The sequence below is a fragment of the Psychrobacter sp. P2G3 genome (assembly GCF_001593285.1).
Taxonomy (GTDB): Bacteria; Pseudomonadota; Gammaproteobacteria; order Pseudomonadales; family Moraxellaceae; genus Psychrobacter.
This window is the reverse complement of the sequence record NZ_CP012529.1, coordinates 903,292-928,883: the sequence shown is the minus strand read 5'-3', so window position 1 is coordinate 928,883 and position 25,592 is coordinate 903,292. Positions and strand designations below refer to the sequence as shown.

The window sequence follows — 25,592 nt, the reverse complement described above, 5'->3', positions numbered from 1 at the left end:
CTAGGGTATGTCATCATCTAGATCGTGAGGCTTAAAATGGCTAATTGATGTCACGCTCTAAATACTCAGCTTTAACTTGAATACAAAAAAACGCTTATCTGCAAAATACGGATAAGCGTTTTTTATTGTGTTTACCTAACTCATAAAGTCTGATTTACCAACTTTACAACCTTAGCATTAAAAGATGTTGACCAATACGATATAACTGATTGCAGACATTGAAGCCGCTGCAGGAAGAGTAACGATCCAAGCCAGACCAATCGGCTTCATGAGTTTCCAGTTGGTATCTCTATTAACAATACCAATACCCAGTACCGCACCTACTAAGGTATGGGTGCTCGATACTGGCAGACCCATCGTCGATGCACCCATAACCACAGCAGCGGCAGCCAATTCAGCTGAGAAACCAGAAGCAGGATGCATTTTTGCCAAATTGGTACCCACTGTTTGGATAACTTCTTTACCAATGAACCAAAGACCAACAATAAGTGCCACACCAAAGGTCAGCATCACAGCAGGTGGTACCGCAGCTTCTGTGGAAATACTATTAGTACGAATCACATCCATGATCGCTGCAAATGGACCAACAGCGTTAGCGATATCATTTGAACCATGACTAAAAGCAAAGGCTGATGCGGTAAAGACCTGCATCCAGCTAAACATAATAAATGTCGCTTTGGTTAAGTCTTCTTTATGTTTACCACGGATACTCTTGGTATAGATAAAGGTCGCGAGCCACACCAACGCCGCTATCATCCCCATGATTAGAAAACCCTGCAGGGTCGTCAAGCCGTTATTGACATTTTTCAAGCCTTTAAAGACGACTAGAGAGGTCATTACTGCGCCACCTGCAGCGGCAATAATAGGTACCCATTGTTTAAGTGCTTTTAGCGTATCAAGGTTACTGCGCTCGTTTTCAATTTCATAAAGCCGTTTATAATAATCGGTTTCTAATTCTTCAACAATACAATCATCATCTTTGTAGATTTCTTGGTCACGTAACATCGCTGAAGTATAAGCGAGTTGCTCTGACTCTGTTAGAGCGTCTAAAAACTCTTTATGATTTTGCTTTAAGGTTTTTTTGTTGCCTTTGAGTGTCGCAATGTGCGCCTCTGTTTTATCATTATATTCAATGATGTTTTTCTTAATCCGTCCATATAGGAGGTAGGACAGAACACCACCTAGTAGCGGCGACAATACCCAAGAGATAGCAATAGTTCCAACGGTTCCCCAATCTACCGTTGATAGCGCCATCTCAGTACCGCCCAGAGTGATGCCAAGGACAATGGAACTACCAACAACCCCACCGATAATGGAGTGCGTCGTTGAAACTGGTAAGCCTTTACGCGTAGCAAACAACAGCCAAAATGCAGCAGCAATCAAAGCTGAAAGCATGACATAGATGAACTGATTGGGCGTGACACTCAGACCATCTAAATCGACAATTCCGCTTCGAATAGTATCGGTCACTTCACCACCAGCCAGTACTGCCCCCGACACTTCAAATATCGCTGCCACACATAACGCTTGCGGGATAGTCAAGGTGCCAGAACCTACTGAGGTACCAAAAGAGTTGGCGACATCATTACCACCGATATTGAATGCCATGAAGACACCAAAAGCCGTCGCAACAATGAATAGCGTTGTCTGTTGACGCAGGGTGTAATCGAATCCCCACCATAAAAAATAGCTGGTCATCGCAATCAGTAAAATAGCAAAAAATAGATTGATTCTCATATTGCCAACTGGTTTGGTCGGCTCTGTAGAACTGCTGCTAATACCCATAAATTAATACGCCTTGCGTAAGCTGATTGAAAATACTTGCGATTGATAACATTGCAACGCATAACACTATCTATGTCAGAGGAGGATTAAAGTCATGACATCATATGCGCGACATGGTTCTTTTGAATACTGTTTTGAAACACTGCTTTAAGTACTTTTTTAGAAATTTATTGGCTTGTAGATTTTTATCGATTTTTTGTCATTATATTGACTTTTTCACGTTATAAACGTGCGATAGAAATTAGAGCGTCTAACATACTACTAAGCCGCAAGGTATAACGCTAAATCATTTGATTAAAGCATCTTGCGGCTTAAATATTCACTCATGATAGCTATGTTCATGATACTGTCAATTTTAACAACTTAATTATTGCTATTAAATAAGGCTAATAACCCACTTGTAATATAACTTTGCGCTGAAATTAGCAGATTGCTTATTCAGCCATTGCGAGCACGTGCCTATTATATTAAATAATTGAACATAATGCATAATGATACTATAAGATTTGTAACTGAAGATATCTGCATCAGCTGTCTTTATAGTGCTTACTTTTGCTTAGGCTAAATAAGAGTATATAGAATCTTCAGTTATTGTTGGCCCTATTATCAATATTCACGGTGAATTGTCAAAGAAAACATATAAGGTATTAATATCAAGACGTTTTAAACCCAATCTCTTTTCAGTTGCTTTGTAATAATGCTATCGTACTTAATGTAATATCTATGAGCGGAATTTTAGTTGTGCAATAGCATGGTCTAGTACCTCTAAACGTGCACGACGCTTTTCGTTAGTTGCAATTACGCACCACGGTGTATCGATTGTATCAGTACGTGCCAGCATATCAGCCGCTGCTTGCACATAGTCTGGCCATTTATCACGGTTGCGCCAATCATCATCAGTTAGTTTAAATTGCTTATGCGGGGTCTCGCGGCGATCTTCAAAACGTTTTAACTGCTCTTTTTTATCGATAGCAAGCCAGTACTTTATAACAATCGTTCCTGCTGCTGTTAGATCTGCTTCAAAACGATTGATTTCATCATAGGCGCGCTGCCAAACTGCCTTGTCTGTTAACGCCTCGACACGCTCCACCAATACTCGTCCATACCAAGTACGATCAAAGATAGCGATACGGCTTATACGATCAGTCTGCTCATTTGGCAGACTCGTCCAAAATCGCCACAAATATGGGTGCTGCAACTCATATAACATCGGTGCGCCAATATTATAAACTTGGTACTCACGTGGATCGAGTGGTGCGACAAGCCGTTTAATAGCACCGCCCTTGCCAGCAGCATCCATTCCTTCAAAGGCAAATACCACATGACGACCCTTGCGTGCACGTAGTAACTCTGCAAGCTTGCCTTGCTTCTTCGCAAGTTGCTTATTATAATCTGACTTATCTACATCTGGAGCATCAATCTCTATAAGCTTCTCAGGTATCTTTACAGGTACAAAATTCCTAGATTCAGGGTTTTTAGATGCAAAGTTCTGATTGCTGTTATCACTATTTTCGCTGTTATTTTTATTAGTGTTATTAGTGTTATTAGTGTTATTTTTGCTAGCATTAGTGGCTTTATCAGCCATTCCATCGGTAATTTCGTCAGTAGCCTTGTCATCATCTGCAGGAACGCTACTCGCAAGCGCCATCTGCATAGCTTGCAATACTTCATGACAAAAGTCAGTCGCGGCCTGCGACTTATCACTACCATCAATAATGACCCAGTCATCTTGTTGCCTTAATAACGCCACTGCAACATGATTAAACTGCGCTAATATCTCGGTATCACTCCAATCAATTTGATATAAAAACTGTGGATCGGCCTCTTTATCCTTTAAACGTGCCTGCAAGGTATCCACATCAATATGAAACCAGCACTTCAGTATCTTGGTTTGGTTCGCCGCTAGATCACGCTCAAATATCTGCAACTTAATCAGCTGCTGCTGCAAATAATCTTGCCATTTAGCAATAGGTAGCATTTGATGTTTATCTGAATCATTGTAGTTAATAGCTTTATGCTTAGAGCACTTATCTTTGGAATGTTTACTTTTATTACGCGTTGATTTTTTAATATCCTCATCCTGAATGGCTATGGTTGCCATATGCATCACGTTATATAGCAGGTCAGCATACCAGTTGCCAAAATAAACCATGACATCACCATGACGCGGCATGGCCTTTGTATGAGCTTGCCAAATAGGTTGGTATTTGAGAGGCGGGTGACCAATCGTTGCTTCTACTTTTAATAATCGCGGATCGACCCACTGGCGCAATTGCTTGACAGCAGTGCCCTTGCCTGCCTGCTCCATCCCATTGACCAGCACCAGAAGCCCGGTTGGTTTATTGACGGTTGGCGGCGTTTGTTGTCGGGTCGCTCGCAAGGCATATTGTGCAGTCACCAATGCCAACCTAAGCGCATCCTTATCCATCGAAAACTGACTCAGGGGATTGAGAGTCAAACGCTGATCTATCACTTGCTTGCTCATTTGATTGTTTACCGTTTTTAGCTTCTGATCTTTAGATTGCTCTTTATGCTGAACAGGATCTTGTTTATTATTAGACATATCTTAATTCCATTTTATTTTTATAAGCGCTTTTATTAATTATTACTGTTTAATAATAATAGCATCCGTTTGAGCAGGAAATAACAGTGCTATGTAACAGTTTGACATTTGTATTCTGTGTTAATTTCTTTTAAGGTAATATATTACGTTAGCGATGCTATTTACGACTATTTATAACTTTAAAATAAAAGCCATTTCCATTTAAAAAATACACATTTACCTATACAGGACGGATTGCTATGTCTGCTTTATCTGAATTACAACAGCATTTAACGCGCTACTGGGCATTACCTTATCACGATGATGAAGCATTACATGCTAAGCTTAATGACGTACAAGCATGGCAACGCGCGCGTATTCAACGCACCCATTCAGAGCTATTTGAGCAGCCAAACAACAAGCCGATGGCAAGCTATTTTCTCACCAAACTATATGGGGGTGAGGAGTTTAAGCTATTGGCCAAACAACTAGAACGTATTCTTCCAAAAGCGAAAAAGCTTGAGCGACTTGCCAAAGAGTCCGTATTAGAGACTGGTACTATGGCGGTACAGGCAGCTATTTTGGCGATTGAGCTGGATATGCACTTGGCGCAATGGTTGCTAGAGCAAGATCTACCAGTCAATGAAGAGAATATGCTTAAAGCTTACCGCGCTGTTAATGAAGCAGATGAACGCCGTGTTCAGATTAACAATCTTAAAGAAGTCTGTTACCGTACCGACAAATATCTCAACTCATTTATGTTACGTAAGGCTTTTTCTTTTGCTAAAGGCACGGCATATAGTCGTGGCTATCAGCCGTTATACGACTTTATCGATGCAGGTTTTACAGCGATGAAACCTCTCAAAAGTGTGGCTAGTTTTATTGAACCATTCTGCGAGCGCGAACTGAAAATTATCGATCAAGTTCACAATACTGATAGTGACGGCAACGTTGACGTATTTGCTGTATCATAGGCTAAAATAGGCACTGAATTGGGCATTTTGCGCGCACAATATTGGTCAATAACTATTGATCATTTAAGTGCTAGCAAAATGCTTTTACATTTGGAAAGATAATAATTATTATTAAATAATTGTCACTACCAAATAGACATAAAAATAAGCCACAGGATAATTCTATGACCGACACCTTAAAAAAGACCAATCACAAGTTCACTACAAACGGCCATATCCAAGATAAATTAGTCAAAGATAGTATTGCTCATACTAAAAACATTAGCTCGAAGGCTCAAGCTCGTCAGAACCCTACTCACAATACATCGATTAATGATTCAGTATCAAATAGTACAGTCACAGCAAATACCAATAATAGCGACTTCACGCAAGTACAAGATTTACCGACAGGAACGCCGCAAGGTCAGCAAACTACTATGCCAAACAATAATGAAATGAGTAAAACTTCAGCGCAGTCCTCAAATACACAAGCGGCAAAGCAAGCTGCCTTTAACCAACGTGATGATATTAATAACCCACATACGCCTGATACCGATGGTGCAGAAGAGACTCACTTCGGTTATAAAACTGTTAATAAAGCTGAAAAACAAGCGCGCGTGGCTGACGTGTTCACTTCGGTTGCCAAAAAATACGACATCATGAACGATTTGATGTCTTTTGGTATTCATCGTCTTTGGAAGCGCTTTGCCATTAGCTTGTCTGGCGTACGTGCTGGTCAGCATGTACTCGATATTGCTGGTGGTACTGGTGATTTGGCCAAAGTCTTTAGCCGCGAAGTCGGTCGTAATGGTCATGTGGTCTTATCAGATATCAACGCAGCCATGCTTGAAGTTGGTCGTGAGCGCTTGATTAACGCTGGTTGCAACAACGTTGACTTCGTCCTTGCCAATGCCGAAACGCTTGCTCCATTCGAAGATGAGAGCTTTGATTTATTGACGATCAGCTTCGGTCTACGCAATGTCACAGACAAAGATGCGGCATTACGTTCAATGTACCGTGTACTAAAGCCAGGCGGTCGTTTATTAATTTTAGAGTTCTCAAAGCCTATCTTTGAGCCGTTATCTAAAGCTTATGATTTGTACTCTTTTACTGCCTTACCACTTATGGGCAAACTTGTGGCCAACGATGCTGAAAGCTATCAGTACTTAGCAGAGTCGATTCGTATGCATCCTGACCAGCAAACTTTGAAGCAAATGATGGAACAAGCTGGCTTTGAAAATTGTGATTACCATAATTTAACGGCCGGTATTGTTGCTGTGCATAGAGGTTTTAAGGCATAGCAAATGCTGTTCAATATAACTCAACACTAAAACCAGTGCTGACAATGCTGCAACATGACTATAATCATTTTAAATATGTGAGAGTATTATGCTAACGGTATTACTTTTGGCAAGTGCCGAAAAGCTCATTAATATGGCTATTGCTAGCGATGAGATTACTCAAGATGGTCTTGTACCGCTTGCTGGTAAAGTGCTGCGGTTAAATATGGTGATGCCTAAGATACAATTAGATATTCTATTCAACCATGAGCATCTGCGTTTTGAGCCTATTACTGCTAATAGTGTGTTTGAACCACGTGGACAAAGCGTTGGCAGAAATTCTGACGAGCGTCAGCAAGCAGATATACATATGGGGCGTATTGGTCATAGTAGTCCAGACTGCACTATCAACGTTGAAAATCCTGCACAGCTACTCAACTTGATGCGCGGCGCTGAAGGCAATCTGCCCATTGATGGCGACTACAAGGTTTTGATGCAGCTCAAACAACTGGTTGCTGGATTTGATCCTGATATCGCCGGTCAGCTCGAGCCTTTCATTGGCAAACCAATGGCCAGCCAGTTACAGCTACTTATATCTCATCTTAAAGGCAGCTTTCGCCATACTGCCAAGCGTGCCTTTGATGATGTGAGTGATTGGGCAAATGATGTGGCGGGCAATAGCGCCTCTGACCCTGCCGAAAAAGCAGAAGCGGATAGTCTCAAACAGCAAATCCTTAAGCTGCGGGCTGATGTCGAGCGCGAAGAGGCACGGCTAGCAGCGATTAAAGCTGAGCAAGCACGCTTAACCAATAGATGAGCATGATTTATCTTGCCTCATTTATCCATCTGTATCCTTATCTAGCCTTATTATTTAGAGTAACTATTTAGAGTAATTATCACCCATGCTATTATCTCATCGCGCCCGTTTACTTGAGCTTTGGCGTATCGCTGCAAGCTACCGCATAGATACTCATTTTACCGTTGAAGAGTCTCCGCAATTACAGCCTCTTGTGCGCTTAATTCGTATGCATCCATCTGCTTGGGGCAAAAAGCACCAGCCAAATGCGGTGAAATATGCGCTAGAGGATATGGGTACGCTATTTTTAAAACTCGGTCAGCTCCTCTCTACTCGTCGCGATTTAGTGCCACCTGAAATTATCGAACAACTTGTTCAATTGCAAGATAAAGTAAAACCCTTTGACGCTGATACTGCCATCGCTCAAATTCAAGATACAAAACATGGTCTTGGTCAGTCTATTGAGGCGCTATTTGCGCGCTTTGATGTCAAGCCCTTAGCTGCTGCCTCCATTGCTCAAGTGCATACCGCTGCACTGACAGATGGCCGTGAAGTCGTGGTAAAGGTCGTCCGCCCTGATATCCGCACTACTATCATTTCAGACTTTGAGCTGCTGCGTGAACTTGCTAATTGGGCATCGGCACGAATTGAAGCGGCACGTGCGATACATATCATCGATATCGTTGAAGACTATCGGCAAGTCATGCTCAACGAGCTGGATTTAACTTTAGAGGCAGATAATACCACCCAAATGCGTAACAACTTTTTGGGTTCTGCATTGATGTATGTGCCTGAGGTCTATGACGCGGCCAAAAACGTCATGGTCATGGAGCGCATTCAAGGCGTACCGATCTCACAAATTCATATATTTGATCAGCTAGGCTATGATCGAGCAGCATTAGCAGAAAAAGGCCTCACGATATTTTTCACCCAAGTCTTTCGTGATAACTTCTTTCATGCCGATATGCATCCGGGTAATGTATTCGTAGAGACCCCGCCTGTTAAGACGCTAGACAGTCATACGCAAGCGGTCAATCTCGGCCATGAGCCCCGCTATATTGGTCTTGATTGCGCCATCATGGGCACCTTATCAAAAGATGACCAACTGATTGTAGCGCGCATGCTGTTAGCAGTGATGAACAACAACTTCACTGCTATGGTTGATATCGTCAGCCGTGCTGGATGGATCCCACCGAATACTGATAAACATACCTTGATGCGTGACATGAAGCGCACCGTTGGCCCGATGCTGCAAAAGTCTATCAATGAGATCGATTTTGCTGGCGTCTTGATGCAAATTTTAGATATTGCCCGTCGCCATCATATGAGTATCCCTCCTCAGCTCATGCTCCTTCTAAAAACATTGGTACACGTTGAAGGCCTTGGTCGTGATTTGTATCCGGATTTGGATATTTGGTCACTGGCTAAGCCTATCCTGAGCAGCTGGATCAAAGAACAGCTTGACCCTATGCGCAACTTCCAACAGCTCCGCGCACAGCTACCAGAGATTTTATTATCCAGTACTGATATTCCAAAACTACTAGATCAAGGTCTGCAAAGCCTAGCTTCACAAGGCTCACGTCAAGATAGTCAGTTGCGTGAGATTCAGCAGATACGTGCAGATATGCTCAATGACCGTCGCCGTGATTGGTTAGCATTAGCAGGATTTGGCCTATTTATTGCCATCGCAACGCAAGTAGTTGGCTGGTTATCACCTGTCTTTTATGTTTTAGCAATGCTAGCAGTTGTTTGGCGCATCCTAGCTTAAAGCTATTAAAAAAATATTCTCGTATACAACCATAGCTCATTAGACGTATGCTTATAGCATGAGTATGCGGTTACTCAGCTATTGAGCATTCGTCTCAGCTTATTTGCTTAGCTGGCTTGCTTAGCTGATTTTAATATCTCTTATTCAAAACCTTATTTAATTCAATCTGCTCTATTGATAGGGATTATCTATGCCCCACTCTCAAGTTAATACTATACCGATTAAACCGGATCACAGCGCGGCTATTGCTGAGCTGCAAGCTCAGTTTGGTGAGCAGCTCAGTGTCAATCTGACTGTTCGTGAACAACATGGACATACGATGACATGGCTTGCTAACCAGCCACCAGATGCCGTGTTGACGGCTCATGATAAACATGACGTTGCTAAAGCGGTAGCGATTTGCAATCAACATAAAATGCCAGTGATCGCTTTTGGTATTGGCTCTTCACTTGAGGGTCAACTAAACGCCCCTTATGGTGGACTCACCATCGATATGCATGCGCTGGACGCTATTTTGCAAGTCAATAATGAAGATTTGACCGTTACCGTACAGCCTGGGGTCACGCGTGAGCAGCTGAATCATTATTTACGTGATACAGGCTTATTTTTCCCTATAGACCCAGGTGCTAATGCTAGTATTGGTGGTATGGTTGCGACCCGCGCCTCAGGCACTAACGCAGTACGCTATGGCACGATGAAAGATGTAGTGCTCGCGCTCGAAGTCGTTACAGCGACTGGAGAGATTGTTCGAACAGGCACGCGTGCTAAAAAGTCTGCCGCAGGTTATGACTTGACACGCTTGATGATAGGCTCTGAAGGTACGCTTGGTATCGTCACTGAAGTCACGCTCAAATTGTTTGGGCTTAGTGAAAGCATCGGTAGCGGACTCTGTCATTTTCCAACAATTGAAGACGCCTGTCAGGCCGTGATGCTCACCATCCAGATGTGCCTGCCTATCGCGCGGATTGAATTACTTGATGCCTTGCAGATAAAAGCCTGTAATCAGTACGCAAACCTTGATTTACTTGAGACGCCAACGCTATTTGTAGAGTTTCATGGTACTGAAGCGGGTGTACGTGAACAAGCACAAACCTTTAACGATATTATCGAAGAGTTCGGTGGTACGGACTTTGTTTGGGATACCAATGAAGCTGAGCGCAAACGTCTGTGGCAAGCGCGTCATAATGCTTATCATGCCAGCTCAGCTTTACGCCCAGAAGCCAAAGCTCTGTCTACTGATGCCTGTGTCCCTATTTCACGCTTAGCTGAATGCGTCAGCGCCACCGCAAAAGATATTGAAGACGCTGGGATGATTGGCCCTATGGTCGGTCATGTCGGTGATGGCAATTTCCATGTCTTATTATTGGTTAATGCCGATGATCCAGTAGAAGTTGCAAAGGCTGAAGATATTATCGGACGTCTAGCCACGCGTGCTATCGAGATGGATGGCACCTGCACTGGTGAGCATGGAATCGGGCAAGGTAAGCAGAAATATATGGATCAAGAACACGGCAACGCCATACCGCTAATGCAAGCCATAAAATCCGCTCTTGATCCCAATAACATCCTAAATCCCGGTAAAATATGGCCTCAACCTTTAATAGTAGAAACACAAGAAGTAGTAGAAGCATAAATAAACTAGGACAAAAAAATGCGCCTACTTTAAATTGATAAAGTAGGCACATTTTTAATTGAGCAAGCCAAATTAACTATATTACATCTAATTAATCATTACATCTGATCAATCGCCATTTGCGTTAATACGCGACCACGCGCTGTGCGTAATACATAGCCTTGCTGAATCAAATATGGCTCAATCACATCTTCAAGTGTGCCACGATCTTCGGCCATCGCTGCCGCTATCGCTTCAACGCCAGCTGGACCACCATCAAAACGTTCATGCAAGATTTCAATATAACGTCTATCAAGATGATCTAGGCCGCGTCTATCGACTGCCAGCATATCAAGTGCACTGGCAGCAATCATCCCATCTATACTGCCATCCCCTCTAACTTCAGCATAGTCACGGACTCGGCGTAGCAAACGGTTAGCAATCCTTGGTGTACCTCGAGCCCGGCGAGCAATCTCGATAGCGCCATCTCCACTCATTGGCACTCGCATTAGACGCGCTGCTCTCGTAACAATGGTCGTCAAATCAGCAATATTATAGAACTCAAGACGCTGGACGATACCAAAACGATCCCGCAGTGGCGAGGTCAATAATCCTGCTCGTGTGGTTGCCGCAACCAAAGTAAACGGTGGCAGATCAAGCTTGATAGAGCGTGCTGCAGGCCCTTCGCCAATCATAATATCGAGCTGAAAATCTTCCATTGCTGGATAAAGTATCTCTTCGATGACCGAACTCAAACGGTGAATTTCATCGATAAATAACACATCACCCGCTTCTAAATTGGTCAGCATGGCCGCCAAATCACCTGGACGCTCAAGCACAGGCCCTGATGTTGAACGCAGATTACCGCCCATTTCGCGAGCAATAATATTGGCAAGCGTAGTCTTACCCAAACCGGGTGGACCAAAAATTAAAGTGTGATCCAGCGCCTCATCACGACCTCGCGCTGCACCAATAAAGACTTCCATCTGCTCACGCACGACCGGCTGACCAATATATTCAGACAGCAATGCAGGGCGAATATTGCTATCCGGAGCATCATCTGCTCCTTGTAGCGGATTAATTAAGCGGTCTTGCATCATAGGTTTTATCATTATATTAAGGAAATAAACAATGTAAAATCAGGGCGTGTTGAACATTCGCAAGTCGGCACTGCTGATAGCTAAAATTGTTTCAGACAAGGCGCAAATCGAAGATAATGCAGGTGCCTTAGCTAGATTTGCAACACAGTATGGAGCAATTTTGGCATCAGCCTGTAAGGACAGGACTCTTTTTTGTCAATTCGTCATTAAAAAGATCCGCTTAGAATGACTAAACTAGATATTTTTAATCTAGAATCGACTAAAAAATAGTCTCTGTCAGTGCCACGGTCGAATGTTCAACACGCCCCAATAAACAGCATAACCAAACCTAGCGGATAAGTCATGCAAAACGTCTTAAACTAAGCATTAAAACAAAAGTAAGCGACAACTAGTGTCGCTTACTTAAAAGTGTTTATAGATTAACTATAATAATATTAAATCTGAACAAATTAGCTTAGAAACCAGATAATTGCTGCAGGGTCGCCTTTAATAAGCCTTGCGTGTCAGCAAAAACATCACCATTACTTTTAGCAGCTTTAATCGCTTGCTGAGCTTCTTTTTCTTTATACCCCAAGCTTATCAATGCGCCTTCCACTTCGGCAATGATACTGCCTTCGTGAGATACAGCAACTGGCTGAATAGCAAACTCTAAATTACTATTATCGACTTCGATATTTTTCAGCTTATCTTTAAGCTCAATTAATAAGCGTTGTGCTGTTTTTTTGCCAATACCCGGTATACGAGTAAGTGCTGCCTCCGAGTCCTGCTCGACATGCATTTTTAACTCAGCCGCTGACATAGCAGATAGCATCGCTAGCGCCATTTTAGCACCAACACCATTAATTTTAATGAGTTGCCGAAAGACATCACGCTCTTTACGATCTATAAACCCGTACAGCAGCTGAGCATCTTCACGCACATGAAAATGCGTCCAAATACTTGCTTGCTGCTCTACCTGCAGCTGACAAAATGATGGCAATGGTAGCTCAATATCATAACCTACACCGGAGGTGGTCATGATACAAGCTGTTGGTGCCATTAAATATTGTACCTGTCCAGTAATCAGTCCAATCATAATCCATCACCTGTCATTAACAATCGAATAAGCGACTTTCGCTCAAAAGGCATTATTCTAAACAGTATTCCCAATGCCCCTCAAACGAAGCCCAAGCCAAACTATTTATTAGGTTCGCTTACTGATAAAAATCAACCATGCCTTCAAGGCTAATCGGACGAATCTTATGCGCTTGACCCGCAGAACCAAAGGCTTCAAAGCGATTGGTACAGATATCTGACATCGCCACCATAGAAGCTTTGAAATATTTACGCGGATCAAACTCGCTAGGATTCTCTGCTAAAAACTGACGGATAGCTCCTGTTGATGCCAAACGCAGATCAGTATCGATGTTTACTTTGCGTACACCATGCTTAATCGCTTCAACGATTTGCTCAACTGGTACACCATAAGTTTCGCCAATATCACCACCATGCTCATTAATGACTTTTAGCCACTCTTGGGGTACTGATGAAGAACCATGCATGACAAGATGAGTATTAGGAATACGCGCGTGAATCTCTTTTACTCGCTCAATAGATAAGATATCGCCTGTCGGTGGACGTGTGAATTTATAGGCACCATGACTAGTACCAATAGCAATCGCTAGGGCATCAACATTGGTGTCTTTTACGAACTGCTCAGCTTCGTCAGCACTGGTCAGCAGCTGCTCATGATCGAGAATTCCCTCTGCACCAGAACCGTCTTCTTCACCAGCCATACCTGTCTCGAGACTGCCCAGGCAACCAATTTCCCCTTCTACAGACACACCACAAGCATGTGCAAGTTTGACTACTTCGCGCGTAACGCTAGCATTATAGTCATAGTCCATTGGCATTTTACCATCTTCACCTAAAGAGCCGTCCATCATTACTGATGAAAATCCAAGCTGGATTGAGCGTTGGCAAATAGCTAGTGACATACCATGATCTTGGTGCATGACAACTGGGATATGTGGCCATTCTTCAATAGCAGCAATAATTAAATGACGTAGAAAAGCTGACCCTGCATAACTGCGTGCACCGGCACTGGCTTGTACAATGACAGGTGAATCACAAGCATCCGCCGCCATCATAATCGCTCGCATCTGCTCTAAGTTATTTACGTTAAATGCGGGAACACCATAGTTGTGCTCAGCAGCATGATCTAAAAGTTGACGTAACGAAATTAAGGCCATAAAACGCTCTCTGGTTGGTTTTTAAAAAATGATACTATTATTGAATACTGTCAAAAACATCATGCTACTAAAAGCATATGCAAGTCACAAAATAGATTTAGCTTCGAAAAGTGAATGTCGACTTAATGGTTATTTAGCATTAAACATAGACTTTGCGTATAGATAATGACAACTATGTATAGCAATCAAAATCATAGCGGGGTGATTATAGCAAAATTTACCTACATCTCGTAGCGGTTGCATTAGTATTTATCTGTCTGGCAGGTTCTATAAGCAGTTAACGTCTACGCTAAGCTACTGTGCAAGATACAATTAAAATAGCAAACGCAAAAAAGCCCTGATTATTATCAAGGCTTTTTAATATTCTGGAGGCTTATAAAGCAATTACTAGTTTAATGGCTTACCTATCAATGAATAATCCATAAATAAACTAGCTGCTAATTTACTTAGTATTGTTGCTCTGCATCAACAGCAATATCGTTCGCGCCATCAGCAACAGCGTTAGCACCATCAGCAACAGCTGAAGCAGTACCTTCAACAGCTTTGTTAGTACCTTCAGCGATAGCATCACCAGTATTTTCTAGCGCATTTGTAGCGGCAGCACCAGCAGTTTCAGCACTCTCAGCAACTTCAGTACCAGCTTCTTGAGCAGCAACTTCAGCTTCTTGAGCAGCAGCTTCAGTGTTAGCAGCAGCTTCTTCAGTGTTAGCAGCGGCATCATCGCCAGCAGACTCAACAGCAGCTTCGGTTTGGTCTTCAGTTTGTTGGCTACATGCAGTGACTGCAAAAGTACCAGCAAGTACGCTAGCAAGTAACAAATGACGTTTTAACATAATAAACCTCTTGTAAATGGTGCATGTCAGAATACATGATTGCGCTATTTTATAGATAGCAAATAAGACATGCAATAACAATTTTCAGTATATTAACAAATAATAACTGCTTAATAATAATCCTCAATCGTCAGCGCTGCATACTCATTGGTATACCTCAAGCTGACAATATCCCTACAGCCTACCTTAAATATTAGATTTCATTTGTACGCGTAGTGTTACTATTATTGTTACTTATATTAATAATTAGTTATTAACCTGTAATAATCCTGTTACTTTTCAGAACTGTTATTTTGTCTGACTGACTATTCTTTCACTTCAATCTGTAATGCAGCTACCGCAGGCAAAACTTTACCTTCGACAAATTCTAAAAATGCACCGCCGCCTGTAGACATGTAGCTTACGCCATCAGCAACTTGGTATTTATCAATTGCAGCTAGAGTATCACCACCGCCAGCTATCGAAAACCCGTTACTAACTTGTACTGCTGTTGCCAAAATTTCAGTACCAGCACCAAAAGCATCCACTTCAAACACTCCAACTGGACCGTTCCAAAGGATAGTTTTAGCATCAATAATAGCCTTGGCTAATTGTTTAGCACTTTGCGGCGCAATGTCCAATATCATATCATCGGCACCAATATTATCTACCGCTTTAACAGTAGCTTTCGCTTGTTGCAATGAGCCTACAAAGTCATCAAAATCAATATCGTTTTTATCAGCGACGACTACAAATTCAGGCAGCAGAATATCAGTCTTGGTCATGATTTGACGAGCAGTATCGACCAAATCAGCTTCATGTAGCGATGCACCTACACTATGACCTTGTGCGGCTAAGAAAGTATTGGCAATACCTCCACCAACGATGATTTGGGTACAAACTTCTGCTAAGCTATGAAGAACTTCAAGTTTAGTAGATACTTTTGAGCCACCAACAATCGCTAACATCGGTTGTGCTGGAGTCTCAAGTGCTAGACTCAATGCATCGAGTTCAGCTGCGAGCAATGGTCCAGCGCACACAGTCTTACCTGCTTGGCGCATTGCTTTAGTCACCCCTTCAGTGGAGGCTTGTGCACGGTGAGCAGTACCAAATGCGTCCATCACAAACACGTCACACAAGCTTGCATAAGCTTCTGCCAGCCCAGCATCATTCTTTTTTTCACCTTTATTAAAACGGACATTTTCCAATAAAACCACTTCACCAGCTTTAATAGAGACGCCTTCACCAAGATAATTATTATTAAGCATTACAGGCTTTTTTATCTGCCCAGCCAGCTTGTCTGTCAAGTAATCAGCAACTGGAGCGAGAGAATACTTGGACTCAGGCTCACCTTCTGTTGGACGTCCTAGATGTGAGCATACAATTACTGCCGCCCCTTTATCTAACGCCATTTTGATAGTTGGCATGCTGGCCTGCAGACGTGCATCGCTTGTCACTTTACCATCTTTGATAGGAACATTTAGGTCTTCACGAATCAATACTACTTTGTCCGTTAACGTCAGCTCACTCATACGTAAAAAATTCATTACCGCTCCTAGGCTATATGGATTATTTTGTCTATCGTTTTATGAAGTTAAATTAACCGCCAATATCATATGAGCCGTAGTTTATACAATAGAGCTTGCTCATTCTAGGCAAGAAACAAGTATTACAGTAAATTTTTAATAAAAATCTCAGATGCATAATATTTGGCGCCTGCTATTCAGGATACCATCATAATTTAGAGACATTTTTTAGAAGCCCATTAACATTTCGTGGTGGCACTTAGTAACGGTTCATTTTACTATAAAGCACTATCTGACTTTCGATCACTTGATAAATGATAACTCGGTAGAAAATAACAATAACCCATTAGGAGATTATAATGAGCATTGACTTTGATGTTGCCAAACAAAATTTACTAAAATTAAAAGAAGAGTATGAAACTCGTATCGATAAAATAGAAGATCATATCCAGCATCCACAAGACGACTTGAACGAACACTGGGATGATCAGGCAATATCATATCGTCAAAATGATATGCGTAAAAATTTGATGGCTGAAGCACGGCAAAGTCTTGTTTATGTCGAGAATGCCCTGAGTCGTATCGAAAACGGTACTTATGGTGAATGTGAGGTGTGCGGTGAACCAATAGAAGAAAAGCGCTTAGAAGCCTTGCCTTACGCTACCTTATGTATGGATCATGCTGTGTAAAACTTTTCTCCATACACTATAAATTATTAATCTTACGGGCAGGTATTTACCAATTGGTAAGCACCTGCTGCCACTCTTGACAGCGCTGCGCAATTGAATCTACTGGCAAGTCTAAAATGTCACCAACTACCGCCATATAAGCGATGGGCAACCCTTTTAGTTGAACAACATTTTCGACTCTCAAGCCACCAATGACACAAAGTTCAATGTCGTTATGAATAGTCTGTTGGCAGCCATCTATAAGCTGTTGACGAGAGATAGTGTCGGCATTAGGTTTAGTAGATGATGCAAATATAGCACCCATTGCCGCATAAGTTGCGCCTGCAGACCTTGCTTCTTCTACTAACGCTACATCTCCATGACAAGTGCGGCCAATAATCTGATTAGACTCCAATTGCTGTTTAGCCTCACTAATAGCACCATCTTGTTGTCCAAGATGCACCCCTACTCCAAGCTTGACTGCTAAAGCGATATCATCATTTATAACTACTGGTACTTCGTATAGATTTGCTAGTGCTACTATCTTTAGCGCCTCGTCATATAACTTTTTTTGACCATGAGTCTGAGCCAATACTTGCTTGCGTCTGATTTGTAGCAACCCTATTACGCCTGTCGCTAGAGCTACCTCTAACTTAGCATAAAGCAAATCAAATTCATCATCATTAGTAAGCAGATACAGCATAGGCGCTGCTCGCTCTGAAGTTACAGTTGATTGTTCAGTCATAAATCATCCTTAAGCTTAATTAAGCCAAAAAAAGACTGTTATATTAAATAACAGCCTCTTTTGTCTACAAACTATGGTTTACAGTAGTTTAGATAAACATCTTATACTGTACGGCGTGTGGCTAAGCTGGTTAGAATATTTTTAGCATCACCCCAACGAGTTGCCGAGCTGTTAGCACCTAAAATTACGATAATAGCAGGGCGGTTGTTGACACGAGTCTCCATAACTACACAACGACCAGCTTCGTTAATAAAACCTGTTTTAGAGATACCAATTGGATAATCTCCTGAGCGCACAAGGCTACTCGTATTGCTGGCTTTATAGGTGCGGTTACCACTTGAATAGTTGGCAACGTAAAAGTCGTAGCTTTTGGTAGTAGAAAAACGACGAATAACATCATAGTTACCCGCAGCACGTACCATTTTTACTAAGTCATTTGATGATGCAACATTACGCTTATCAAGACCTGTTGGATCTCCAAAGTATGCTGTGGTCATACCCAGCTCTTGAGCTTTACGGTTCATCGCCCGCATAAATGCATCATAGCCACCTGGATAGTTACGTGCTAGGCTTTTAGCAGCAGGATTTTCAGATTTCATCAAAGCCATGAGTAGCATCTCAGCGCGATTCATGCGATCGCCTGATTTCAAACGTGAGCTTGCACGCTTAGGACCTACAAAGTCTTCTGGATCAAGCGTAATTTCTTCACGCATATCAAGACCAGCATCTAAGACAACCATAGCTGTCATTACTTTAGTAATACTTGCCATAGGACGTGCGATATCTGCATCTTTTTCGTATATAGACTTTCCAGTCTCGACATCTATGACTGCGACACTACGCGAGTCTGTGCTGATTGGTAGCATATCGCTACTACCAAAACCGCCACGGTAAGTGGTGTTATAAGTATTGTTATAGCTGTTACTGCTACTGCCATAATTGTTGGCATTAGTAATATTAGTAGTGCCGTAGCCGTTATCCACTTTTTTGATAGGAGCAGTAGAGCTTTTAGAGCTATACATAATGTTGCGTGCTTCTGATAAGCTATCCGCCCCACCCCAACTGACGCGTGCGCTAGACTCAGGGCTACCATTAATACTAAGCGCAGCTTGTGCAGCACTGCCTAAGCTTAACGAAATCATGGCAGCGACTAATTGCTGTTTGGTTAATGGTAAATGTTTCATTATTCCCCCTGCTGTTGGTATCGCGTCAATTGCAGATTATCATATGCAATTGATAAACGTAGCGTTTCTGATTGTGTTTGTAGACACTCGTATAGAGTTTTTGTACTTTTAGTGTATCATGGTTTGCATTTAAGTTTAATGTATCGGCCTGACTTCATGAGATTTTTTTGTACATGTACGAAGATTACTACAGTTGCTTTGGGTTCATGTAATATTGATTAACATTAGAGAAATATTTGTTTTATTATTACTGCAAAGTAATTCTATAGATAAGTAACTATAAAGCAAGATTATTATAAATAGCAACATCGATATAAAATAAAGTACTTGTATTGTATTGGATAAGTCACTGTTAAGTAATATATTTATAGCATAGCCAATCTTAACCAATGTTAGGCTATCCCTAATTCGCCTCAATCTATTAAATAGTAAAGAGTATAACTATGATTCGAGTATTAGTAGTAGATGATCACGATTTAGTACGAATGGGCATCAGTCGTATGCTGTCTGACAGTGCAGATATTGAAGTAGTAGGTGAAGCTGATAGCGGCGATATGGCATTAAAAATGGCTAAGCAGCTCAGTCCAGATGTGGTTCTACTAGATGTAAACATGCCAAATATCGGTGGTCTTGAAGCGACTAAGCGTTTGGTACAATTGGACATGGGTATCAAAATATTGGCAGTGAGTAGTATGTCAGCGCAGCCGTATCCATCAATGCTCCTCAAAGCTGGAGTTAATGGTTACATTACTAAGGGTACGCCACTCGATGAGATGATACGTGGTATCAAAAAAATATACCAAGGTGGGCGTTATTTTAGCCATGACGTTGCAGAGCAGTTGGCCGAAGTATTATTATCAGATAATGCCTCCTCACCTTTCGATTTGCTTAGCGATCGTGAAAAACAAGTCGCCATGATGGTAGTCAACTGTCAAAGCCCACAGCAAATTGCCGATCAATTATTCGTAAGCGTAAAAACCATTAATACTTATCGCTACCGTATCTATGAAAAAGTCGGTGTTGATAGTGATGTTAAATTGACTCATCTAGCCATTCGTCATGGGTTGATTCAACCTTAATTTCAGGGTTAGTCTGCTTCTTTAACTAATATATTTATATCTATTCCTTCCCTTCGGTCCATTTATGAAACCTGCTTCTAGAACTATTAACGCTGTTGTCCGATCTCTAAAGCAGGACAATACCCTACCTGCATCACAGTTACGCAAGCTTGGGCTAATTTATAATAGTTATCGTTTAGTAGTCAGTGCGTTTCTATTGTTAATGGTGTACGCCAATATCAAAGCAGATACCAATCTGCTATTACCAAGCTTATTGCAGCAAACTGCCCTTGGGTTTTATGTCATTCTTAGTCTGATTTTACTGAGTTTATTTTTGGTGGCAACCAAGCAGCTGCAACGCCAGTTAGTATTTGGTTTGGGTATTGATATAATCGTTTTAAGTTTGCTGTTATATACCAATGGTGCGCCAGACTTACAATTGACTATGCTATATATGGTCGTCGTAGCAGCGAGCTTTATGTTGTTACGCAGCTCACAAGCCCTGATTATCACTTTACTAGCAATTTTATTCGTCATTTATCAGCAATTTTTCCATGCGATTGCCAATAGTATGAGTCTAGCCAACCTAGGTGACGCCTTATTAATGTCAGCCAGTTTTTTAGCCGTTGGTTTTTTGAGCTGGTCAATCTCGCAGCGCTTAGTACATGTCGAACGATTTATAGCACGGCAAGCAGAAGAAGTAGAACGTCTTAATACAATCAATCAAGAAGTTATTAGCCAAATGCTTAATGGCGTGATGGTTATCGATCAGCAGCATATTGTTTTAGCCAATCATGCAACTTACCAGCTTCTAGGTATTTCTGAGATACCAGCATCGCCATTTAGAAAAGCACCCCCTAATAACGATAATACAAAGTCTACTCTCAGACAACAACAGCGTAATTTTAAGAATCATCATAATCCATTGTATGCTTTTCAGCAGGCTTTGGCTCATCAACATAGAGCCCTACTCAATAGCTGCCTCTCTGTTCCCGCCAATCAATCAAGAAACTTTATTTATGAGTTACCTGAGGCAGCTAGCGCTTCTGTTACAAACAAGCTGCGCGTACAAATCATTCCCTTAGAGGATAGTAGCCAGCTGGTATTGTTTGAAGATTTGCGTCGCGAACAAGCCAACGCTCAACAGCTAAAACTGGCTTCTTTAGGACAGCTAACGGCCAGTATCGCTCACGAGATTCGTAATCCACTTGCTGCTATCTCACAGGCCAGTCAGCTATTGCTAGAAGATATAGACGATAACCGTGACGTAGGCGAAAATACATCCTCACTCTCACTGATAAAGAACCAAGCTGCCATCGACACACATGGCAATAATGAGCTGTACAAGATGATATTTGCACAGACTAAGCGTGTTAATCGTATTATTGAAGACGTATTAAAGTTATCACGTCAGCAACGTTCCAATAAGCAGACAATAGAACTTGCGACATGGATGCCACAATTTTTAGAAAACTATTTTCGCGGTAATGATATTTTTTTACGTGATGATTCACATCCCGTGGTACAGTTTGATAACCATCAATTAGAGCAAATACTCATTAATTTAATCAACAACGGTTTGCGCTATTGTGGTCTTGTGCATCCACACGCTTATGCTGAGGTCGAGATATATTGTGTGCAGAACGATGTTATAATCGATGTTTTAAACGAAGGTGATAAGGTTGCTGAAACTGATGTAGAGCACCTATTTGATCCATTTTTTACTACTGATAAAGCAGGTACCGGACTGGGATTATATTTATCACAAGCATTTAGCGAAGCCAATCATGCACGGCTACTGTATGTCGCCGAACATGAAAAGACCTGTTTTCGATTGATTATACCATTGGGCTCCTGCCCAGAAGATGCTTGGGATGTTTGAGACTATTATTAATAGTTTTCAATAACGCCCACACTGATAAAATATTGATTTCCATAATCGATCAAGATAGTTAACCTGTACAGTTAATAAAGATAAAAAAGGTTAAAGGTTCTCTATTTATTGATGATAACCCTCTATATGAGCGTTTATTTAGTAACTTGTACCAATTGAACAAACATGAGGTTATGTATGACAGCAATCGCGCTAGTCGTCGATGATGAAGTAGATTTATGCCGACTTATGCAAATTACGCTAACAAAAATGGGCATCAGAAGTGATGTCGCCTACAGCCTGTCACAAGCAAAATCTTATCTGGAAAATAACCACTATGATTTTTGTCTAACTGATCTACAGCTACCCGATGGCTCAGGACTAGAACTGGTGAAGCAGATTAGTAGCAGCTCCAATACGCCGGTTGCTGTGATTACGGCACACGGCAGCATGGATCTGGCTATTGAAGCGCTTAAAATGGGTGCTTTTGACTTTGTAAATAAGCCGCTTGAGTTACCTCGTTTACGACAGCTGGTCGAAAATGCACTTAAAGTCATCCATCAAGACGAAAGCACACAAGCAACCAATGAGATTACGCCGGAGCAGCAGCTATTAGATAGTCGTCTAATCGGTAATTCTACCGTGATGCAAACCTTGAAAACCACCATTGTCAAACTAGCGCGTTCACAGGCGCCAGTGTTCTTATCCGGTGACTCTGGTACAGGTAAAGAAGTCGTTGCCAGACTCATTCATGACTTAAGTCCGCGCCGTGATGGTAGCTTTGTACCAGTCAACTGTGGCGCAATTCCATCTGAGCTGATGGAATCAGAGTTTTTTGGGCATAAGAAAGGCAGTTTTACCGGTGCAGTTGCAGACAAGCAGGGTTTGTTTCAACAAGCCAGCGGTGGTACGCTATTTTTGGATGAAGTTGCGGATTTACCGCTCGCTATGCAAGTTAAGCTATTACGCGCTATTCAAGAAAAAACGGTACGTGCTATTGGTGATACCAAAGAGATTCCCGTTGACATTCGTATTTTATCAGCCACTCATAAAGACTTGAATCAATTGGTAAAAGATAGCGATTTTCGGCAAGATTTGTATTATCGAATTAACGTTATCGAACTTAAATTACCCACGCTTAAAACGCGACGCGATGACATACCTTTACTCGCTAAGCATTTTTTAGCATTGATATCTGAAGAGTGGCAACTAGATACTCCAGCACAGCTGACTGAGAATGCCTGTGATCGACTCCAACATCATGAATTTGCTGGTAATGTTCGTGAGCTTCGCAATATACTGGAGCGCGCAGTCACGTTAGCAGATACCACAATCATAGACGATGATCATTTGGGATTACCTAAGCTCACTGATAATTATGATGATGAAGCCAATCCTAAAGATATGACCAGTAACGAAGATATGACTGCTGTATCCGCTGTAAATGATAAACCTATGCCTCTACAGACAAAAGACTCTCCTAAACAGAGTGGGAGGAATGTTAATAGCAGACTGGTAATTAATAACTTACATCCGTATCGCACTCACAGCCAAAATTATTCCTCTGCTATCCGCATGTCTACTCCTAAATCTAATAATATCGGCACTTCATCTGTATATAATCAAGACCGCCGTAAACCAGAGCAATTTGTTGATGATATAAATACTCAGCCCTCAATAGTTAGTGTGTCTGAGGCTGAATTACCCCAAAAAGGGCTAGAGGCCTATCTTCAAGATCAAGAAAAGCGCTTGATTATCAAAGCGCTTAAGCAGACAGATTGGAACAAGACTCAGGCAGCTGAATTATTGGGTACTACCTTCCGCTCTCTACGCTATCGCATGAAAAAGCTTGAAATCGATGAAGATCAGGACGATAACTTAGAATAGCTTAACTGATTAAAATTAACTAAGGTTATACCTCATATTTTTTAGATACTTTCTTTATCGTTATCGGCGACAATATCAACATTATCTTTTTTTACAAAGCGAAGCCCTGAAGAGCGTACTTGCTGTCGCAACACATCAAGTGCTTGCTGCTCCCACGTACGCTCATTACCAGATAAAGCCACATCAGGCTGCACGCCTATCTTATCAATCTTCTTTCCTGTTGCTGTCAAGTAGTGAGCTACCGTTAGCTTGACTGCTTGCTCATTATTGAGTGGTATAACCGATTGTACTGAACCTTTGCCATAGCTCACTTCACCGACGATGGTTGCACGTTGCTGTGTCTGTAAACTGCTTGCCAACACTTCTGCTGCCGAAGCAGAATAGCGATTTTGCAAGATGACTACTGGTAAAGGCTTGAGTAGTGCAGCCTCTTGCGTGGACAAGGTACGCAACTTACTTTGTCTACTCTTTACCTGTACTACATCAGTATCACTCATAAACAAACTGGCTACTTTGACCGCTGAGATTAATACACCACCTGGGTTATCACGTAAATCAAGCAGTATTCCAGTAACAGGCGCATCAAGGTTGGTTAAGCTTTGCAGGATTCGTTCACGTGTATTGTTTTGAAAAGCCGGTAATTTAATAACAGCAATTCCATCAACAAGCCGCGTCTCGATGGTTTGCAGATGAGTATTATTACGTTGTAATGTGATGACACGCTTGCGCCGGCCAGCTTTAGACACTGTGACATCGACTTGCGTACCTGCAATGCCATTAAGCAGCTGTTCAACATCATTAGACTGTCTATCACCATCAATTTTAAACTGGCCGATTTGATGGATATAATCACCAACGGTAATTCCTTTTTTATCGGCAGGCGACTCATCTACAATATCAGTTACAACCCAATACCCTTCGGCCGGTTGATACTCCGCCTTTAAACCGACATTTCCCACATCGCCTTCGGTAAATGCGCGTAGATTCTCGTACGCTTCAGCATCCAAAAACTCAGCATGACTATCAAGCTTGGTCAGCATACCACTCATCGCATTGTCAAATAACTCTTCATCATTGACAGGATCAACATATTGACGGCGCACTAAGTCTACTACTGCGACAAAAGTTTTTAAGGTTTCAGGAGAGATTGCATTTAACGATACTTGCGCGACTTCGGCTGGTATATCAGTCAAGTTATCATCCGCTAAATCCGCTACGGCGTTATCTCCTAACGCATCTATATCATCATCTGTCCAGCTATCTGTTTCATCTGCGACGCTCAGCATTCCTGATTCTGATGCTTCACTATCTATCAGGTCATCATCAACATTTAAGCTAATAAGTTGCAAGCCTGCTGTAGGGCTATTACCATTGGTCGCACCTTTACCAGTAGGCTCCACATTAGCTGCTTGTGCGTGTAGATTGATACTGCCTATCCCTAGTAGCCCAAGCAAGCCCATCTTAAGCACAGGCTTGAAGATAGCACGTTGTGTCCATCCTAATTTAACTGGTTCGACCGATAGTTTTGAGGCTGATAAAAGCATAAGAGGACTCACATAAAATAAAAAGCATATACAACTTTATTATTGTCGTTTGATTACAAAATAGTTAACTGATATAAACGAGCTAGAGGACTATAAGATAGCATTAAGACCCTATTGAAAAATAGGATATTATTGCAAATAAAAAGGGACAGATATGCGCTATCTCTCCCTTTTTGCCAGCTAATAAAAATTATCGAACCTAATCATTGAACCTATAGTGACTGTTTG

General features: G+C 41.8%; 19 protein-coding genes. 9 read left to right on the top strand and 10 right to left on the bottom strand.

The window, feature by feature from the left end:
* Positions 1-177: 177 nt before the first annotated feature.
* Both AK823_RS04005 and AK823_RS04000 read right to left on the bottom strand, forming a co-directional pair.
* Positions 178-1,785: an inorganic phosphate transporter gene (locus tag AK823_RS04005; RefSeq protein ID WP_068034856.1), complete on the bottom strand. Its 1,608-nt coding sequence runs from the start codon at positions 1,783-1,785 to the stop codon at positions 178-180.
* Positions 1,786-2,506: 721 nt separating this feature from the next.
* A complete protein-coding gene (locus AK823_RS04000) occupies positions 2,507-4,270 on the bottom strand; it encodes an ATPase (RefSeq protein WP_149031883.1) in 1,764 nt (587 codons plus the stop codon).
* 317 nt (positions 4,271-4,587) lie between these two features.
* Between AK823_RS04000 and AK823_RS03995 the strand changes: the two genes are divergently transcribed.
* The 5 genes from AK823_RS03995 (at position 4,588) to AK823_RS03975 (ending at position 10,757) form a co-directional block, all read left to right on the top strand.
* Positions 4,588-5,301 carry a hypothetical protein gene (locus AK823_RS03995; protein ID WP_068326409.1) on the top strand — a complete coding sequence of 238 codons (714 nt, stop codon included), beginning with the start codon at positions 4,588-4,590 and terminating at the stop codon, positions 5,299-5,301.
* A 416-nt stretch (positions 5,302-5,717) separates the two neighbouring features.
* The gene (ubiE, locus tag AK823_RS03990) at positions 5,718-6,581 is read left to right on the top strand and encodes a bifunctional demethylmenaquinone methyltransferase/2-methoxy-6-polyprenyl-1,4-benzoquinol methylase UbiE (protein WP_203226512.1); all 864 of its coding nucleotides are present in this window, start codon (positions 5,718-5,720) and stop codon (positions 6,579-6,581) included.
* An 88-nt stretch (positions 6,582-6,669) separates the two neighbouring features.
* Positions 6,670-7,377, top strand: coding sequence for a hypothetical protein (locus tag AK823_RS03985; RefSeq protein ID WP_068326403.1), 708 nt, complete (start codon positions 6,670-6,672; stop codon positions 7,375-7,377).
* An 85-nt stretch (positions 7,378-7,462) separates the two neighbouring features.
* Positions 7,463-9,124 (top strand): AarF/UbiB family protein, encoded by a 1,662-nt coding sequence (locus tag AK823_RS03980; RefSeq protein WP_068326400.1) that lies wholly within the window; start codon positions 7,463-7,465, stop codon positions 9,122-9,124.
* A 190-nt stretch (positions 9,125-9,314) separates the two neighbouring features.
* On the top strand, positions 9,315-10,757 hold the full coding sequence (locus tag AK823_RS03975) for an FAD-linked oxidase C-terminal domain-containing protein (RefSeq protein ID WP_068326398.1): 1,443 nt from the start codon (positions 9,315-9,317) through the stop codon (positions 10,755-10,757).
* Positions 10,758-10,855: 98 nt separating this feature from the next.
* On the opposite strand, the gene ruvB is transcribed toward AK823_RS03975, so the two are convergent.
* From ruvB to AK823_RS03945, 5 genes are all read right to left on the bottom strand, one after another.
* Positions 10,856-11,833, bottom strand: a complete 978-nt coding sequence (gene ruvB, locus AK823_RS03970) for a Holliday junction branch migration DNA helicase RuvB (RefSeq protein WP_068039014.1) — start codon at positions 11,831-11,833, stop codon at positions 10,856-10,858.
* A gap of 457 nt (positions 11,834-12,290) precedes the next feature.
* Positions 12,291-12,911 carry a Holliday junction branch migration protein RuvA gene (ruvA, locus tag AK823_RS03960; protein ID WP_068034848.1) on the bottom strand — a complete coding sequence of 207 codons (621 nt, stop codon included), beginning with the start codon at positions 12,909-12,911 and terminating at the stop codon, positions 12,291-12,293.
* Positions 12,912-13,029: 118 nt separating this feature from the next.
* On the bottom strand, positions 13,030-14,067 hold the full coding sequence (fba, locus tag AK823_RS03955) for a class II fructose-bisphosphate aldolase (protein ID WP_068326395.1): 1,038 nt from the start codon (positions 14,065-14,067) through the stop codon (positions 13,030-13,032).
* 446 nt (positions 14,068-14,513) lie between these two features.
* Entirely contained in the window at positions 14,514-14,900 is a 387-nt protein-coding gene (locus tag AK823_RS03950; RefSeq protein ID WP_068326392.1) for a hypothetical protein, read from the bottom strand.
* Positions 14,901-15,205: 305 nt separating this feature from the next.
* Entirely contained in the window at positions 15,206-16,426 is a 1,221-nt protein-coding gene (locus AK823_RS03945) for a phosphoglycerate kinase (RefSeq protein WP_068326389.1), read from the bottom strand.
* Positions 16,427-16,764: 338 nt separating this feature from the next.
* On the opposite strand from AK823_RS03945, the gene AK823_RS03940 reads away from it, so the two are divergent.
* A complete protein-coding gene (locus tag AK823_RS03940) occupies positions 16,765-17,094 on the top strand; it encodes a TraR/DksA C4-type zinc finger protein (protein WP_068326386.1) in 330 nt (109 codons plus the stop codon).
* 46 nt (positions 17,095-17,140) lie between these two features.
* On the opposite strand, the gene AK823_RS03935 is transcribed toward AK823_RS03940, so the two are convergent.
* Positions 17,141-17,818, bottom strand: a complete 678-nt coding sequence (locus AK823_RS03935; protein ID WP_068326383.1) for a thiamine phosphate synthase — start codon at positions 17,816-17,818, stop codon at positions 17,141-17,143.
* Positions 17,819-17,919: 101 nt separating this feature from the next.
* On the bottom strand, positions 17,920-19,002 hold the full coding sequence (locus AK823_RS03930; protein WP_068326379.1) for a serine hydrolase: 1,083 nt from the start codon (positions 19,000-19,002) through the stop codon (positions 17,920-17,922).
* 443 nt (positions 19,003-19,445) lie between these two features.
* Between AK823_RS03930 and AK823_RS03925 the strand changes: the two genes are divergently transcribed.
* The 3 genes from AK823_RS03925 (at position 19,446) to AK823_RS03915 (ending at position 23,820) form a co-directional block, all read left to right on the top strand.
* Complete coding sequence (locus AK823_RS03925; protein ID WP_068034841.1) at positions 19,446-20,081, top strand: response regulator; 636 nt, start codon at positions 19,446-19,448, stop codon at positions 20,079-20,081.
* Between the two features lie 64 nt (positions 20,082-20,145).
* Positions 20,146-21,942 (top strand): ATP-binding protein, encoded by a 1,797-nt coding sequence (locus AK823_RS03920; RefSeq protein ID WP_068326375.1) that lies wholly within the window; start codon positions 20,146-20,148, stop codon positions 21,940-21,942.
* Positions 21,943-22,131: 189 nt separating this feature from the next.
* The gene (locus tag AK823_RS03915) at positions 22,132-23,820 is read left to right on the top strand and encodes a sigma-54 dependent transcriptional regulator (protein ID WP_068326373.1); all 1,689 of its coding nucleotides are present in this window, start codon (positions 22,132-22,134) and stop codon (positions 23,818-23,820) included.
* Between the two features lie 41 nt (positions 23,821-23,861).
* Here the strand turns inward: AK823_RS03915 and AK823_RS03910 are convergent, their stop codons facing one another.
* Positions 23,862-25,364, bottom strand: a complete 1,503-nt coding sequence (locus tag AK823_RS03910) for a S41 family peptidase (protein ID WP_082785629.1) — start codon at positions 25,362-25,364, stop codon at positions 23,862-23,864.
* Positions 25,365-25,592: the final 228 nt, after the last annotated feature.

What these genes read in the sequence shown, in the direction of transcription:
- AK823_RS04005 (WP_068034856.1), bottom strand. Translation starts at nt 1,785, where the DNA reads ATGGGTATTAGCAGCAGTTCTACAGAGCCGACCAAACCAGTTGGCAAT.
- AK823_RS04000 (WP_149031883.1), bottom strand. Translation starts at nt 4,270, where the DNA reads ATGAGCAAGCAAGTGATAGATCAGCGTTTGACTCTCAATCCCCTGAGT.
- AK823_RS03995 (WP_068326409.1), top strand. Translation starts at nt 4,588, where the DNA reads ATGTCTGCTTTATCTGAATTACAACAGCATTTAACGCGCTACTGGGCA.
- ubiE (WP_203226512.1), top strand. Translation starts at nt 5,718, where the DNA reads ATGCCAAACAATAATGAAATGAGTAAAACTTCAGCGCAGTCCTCAAAT.
- AK823_RS03985 (WP_068326403.1), top strand. Translation starts at nt 6,670, where the DNA reads ATGCTAACGGTATTACTTTTGGCAAGTGCCGAAAAGCTCATTAATATG.
- AK823_RS03980 (WP_068326400.1), top strand. Translation starts at nt 7,463, where the DNA reads ATGCTATTATCTCATCGCGCCCGTTTACTTGAGCTTTGGCGTATCGCT.
- AK823_RS03975 (WP_068326398.1), top strand. Translation starts at nt 9,315, where the DNA reads ATGCCCCACTCTCAAGTTAATACTATACCGATTAAACCGGATCACAGC.
- ruvB (WP_068039014.1), bottom strand. Translation starts at nt 11,833, where the DNA reads ATGCAAGACCGCTTAATTAATCCGCTACAAGGAGCAGATGATGCTCCG.
- ruvA (WP_068034848.1), bottom strand. Translation starts at nt 12,911, where the DNA reads ATGATTGGACTGATTACTGGACAGGTACAATATTTAATGGCACCAACA.
- fba (WP_068326395.1), bottom strand. Translation starts at nt 14,067, where the DNA reads ATGGCCTTAATTTCGTTACGTCAACTTTTAGATCATGCTGCTGAGCAC.
- AK823_RS03950 (WP_068326392.1), bottom strand. Translation starts at nt 14,900, where the DNA reads ATGTTAAAACGTCATTTGTTACTTGCTAGCGTACTTGCTGGTACTTTT.
- AK823_RS03945 (WP_068326389.1), bottom strand. Translation starts at nt 16,426, where the DNA reads ATGAATTTTTTACGTATGAGTGAGCTGACGTTAACGGACAAAGTAGTA.
- AK823_RS03940 (WP_068326386.1), top strand. Translation starts at nt 16,765, where the DNA reads ATGAGCATTGACTTTGATGTTGCCAAACAAAATTTACTAAAATTAAAA.
- AK823_RS03935 (WP_068326383.1), bottom strand. Translation starts at nt 17,818, where the DNA reads ATGACTGAACAATCAACTGTAACTTCAGAGCGAGCAGCGCCTATGCTG.
- AK823_RS03930 (WP_068326379.1), bottom strand. Translation starts at nt 19,002, where the DNA reads ATGAAACATTTACCATTAACCAAACAGCAATTAGTCGCTGCCATGATT.
- AK823_RS03925 (WP_068034841.1), top strand. Translation starts at nt 19,446, where the DNA reads ATGATTCGAGTATTAGTAGTAGATGATCACGATTTAGTACGAATGGGC.
- AK823_RS03920 (WP_068326375.1), top strand. Translation starts at nt 20,146, where the DNA reads ATGAAACCTGCTTCTAGAACTATTAACGCTGTTGTCCGATCTCTAAAG.
- AK823_RS03915 (WP_068326373.1), top strand. Translation starts at nt 22,132, where the DNA reads ATGACAGCAATCGCGCTAGTCGTCGATGATGAAGTAGATTTATGCCGA.
- AK823_RS03910 (WP_082785629.1), bottom strand. Translation starts at nt 25,364, where the DNA reads ATGCTTTTATCAGCCTCAAAACTATCGGTCGAACCAGTTAAATTAGGA.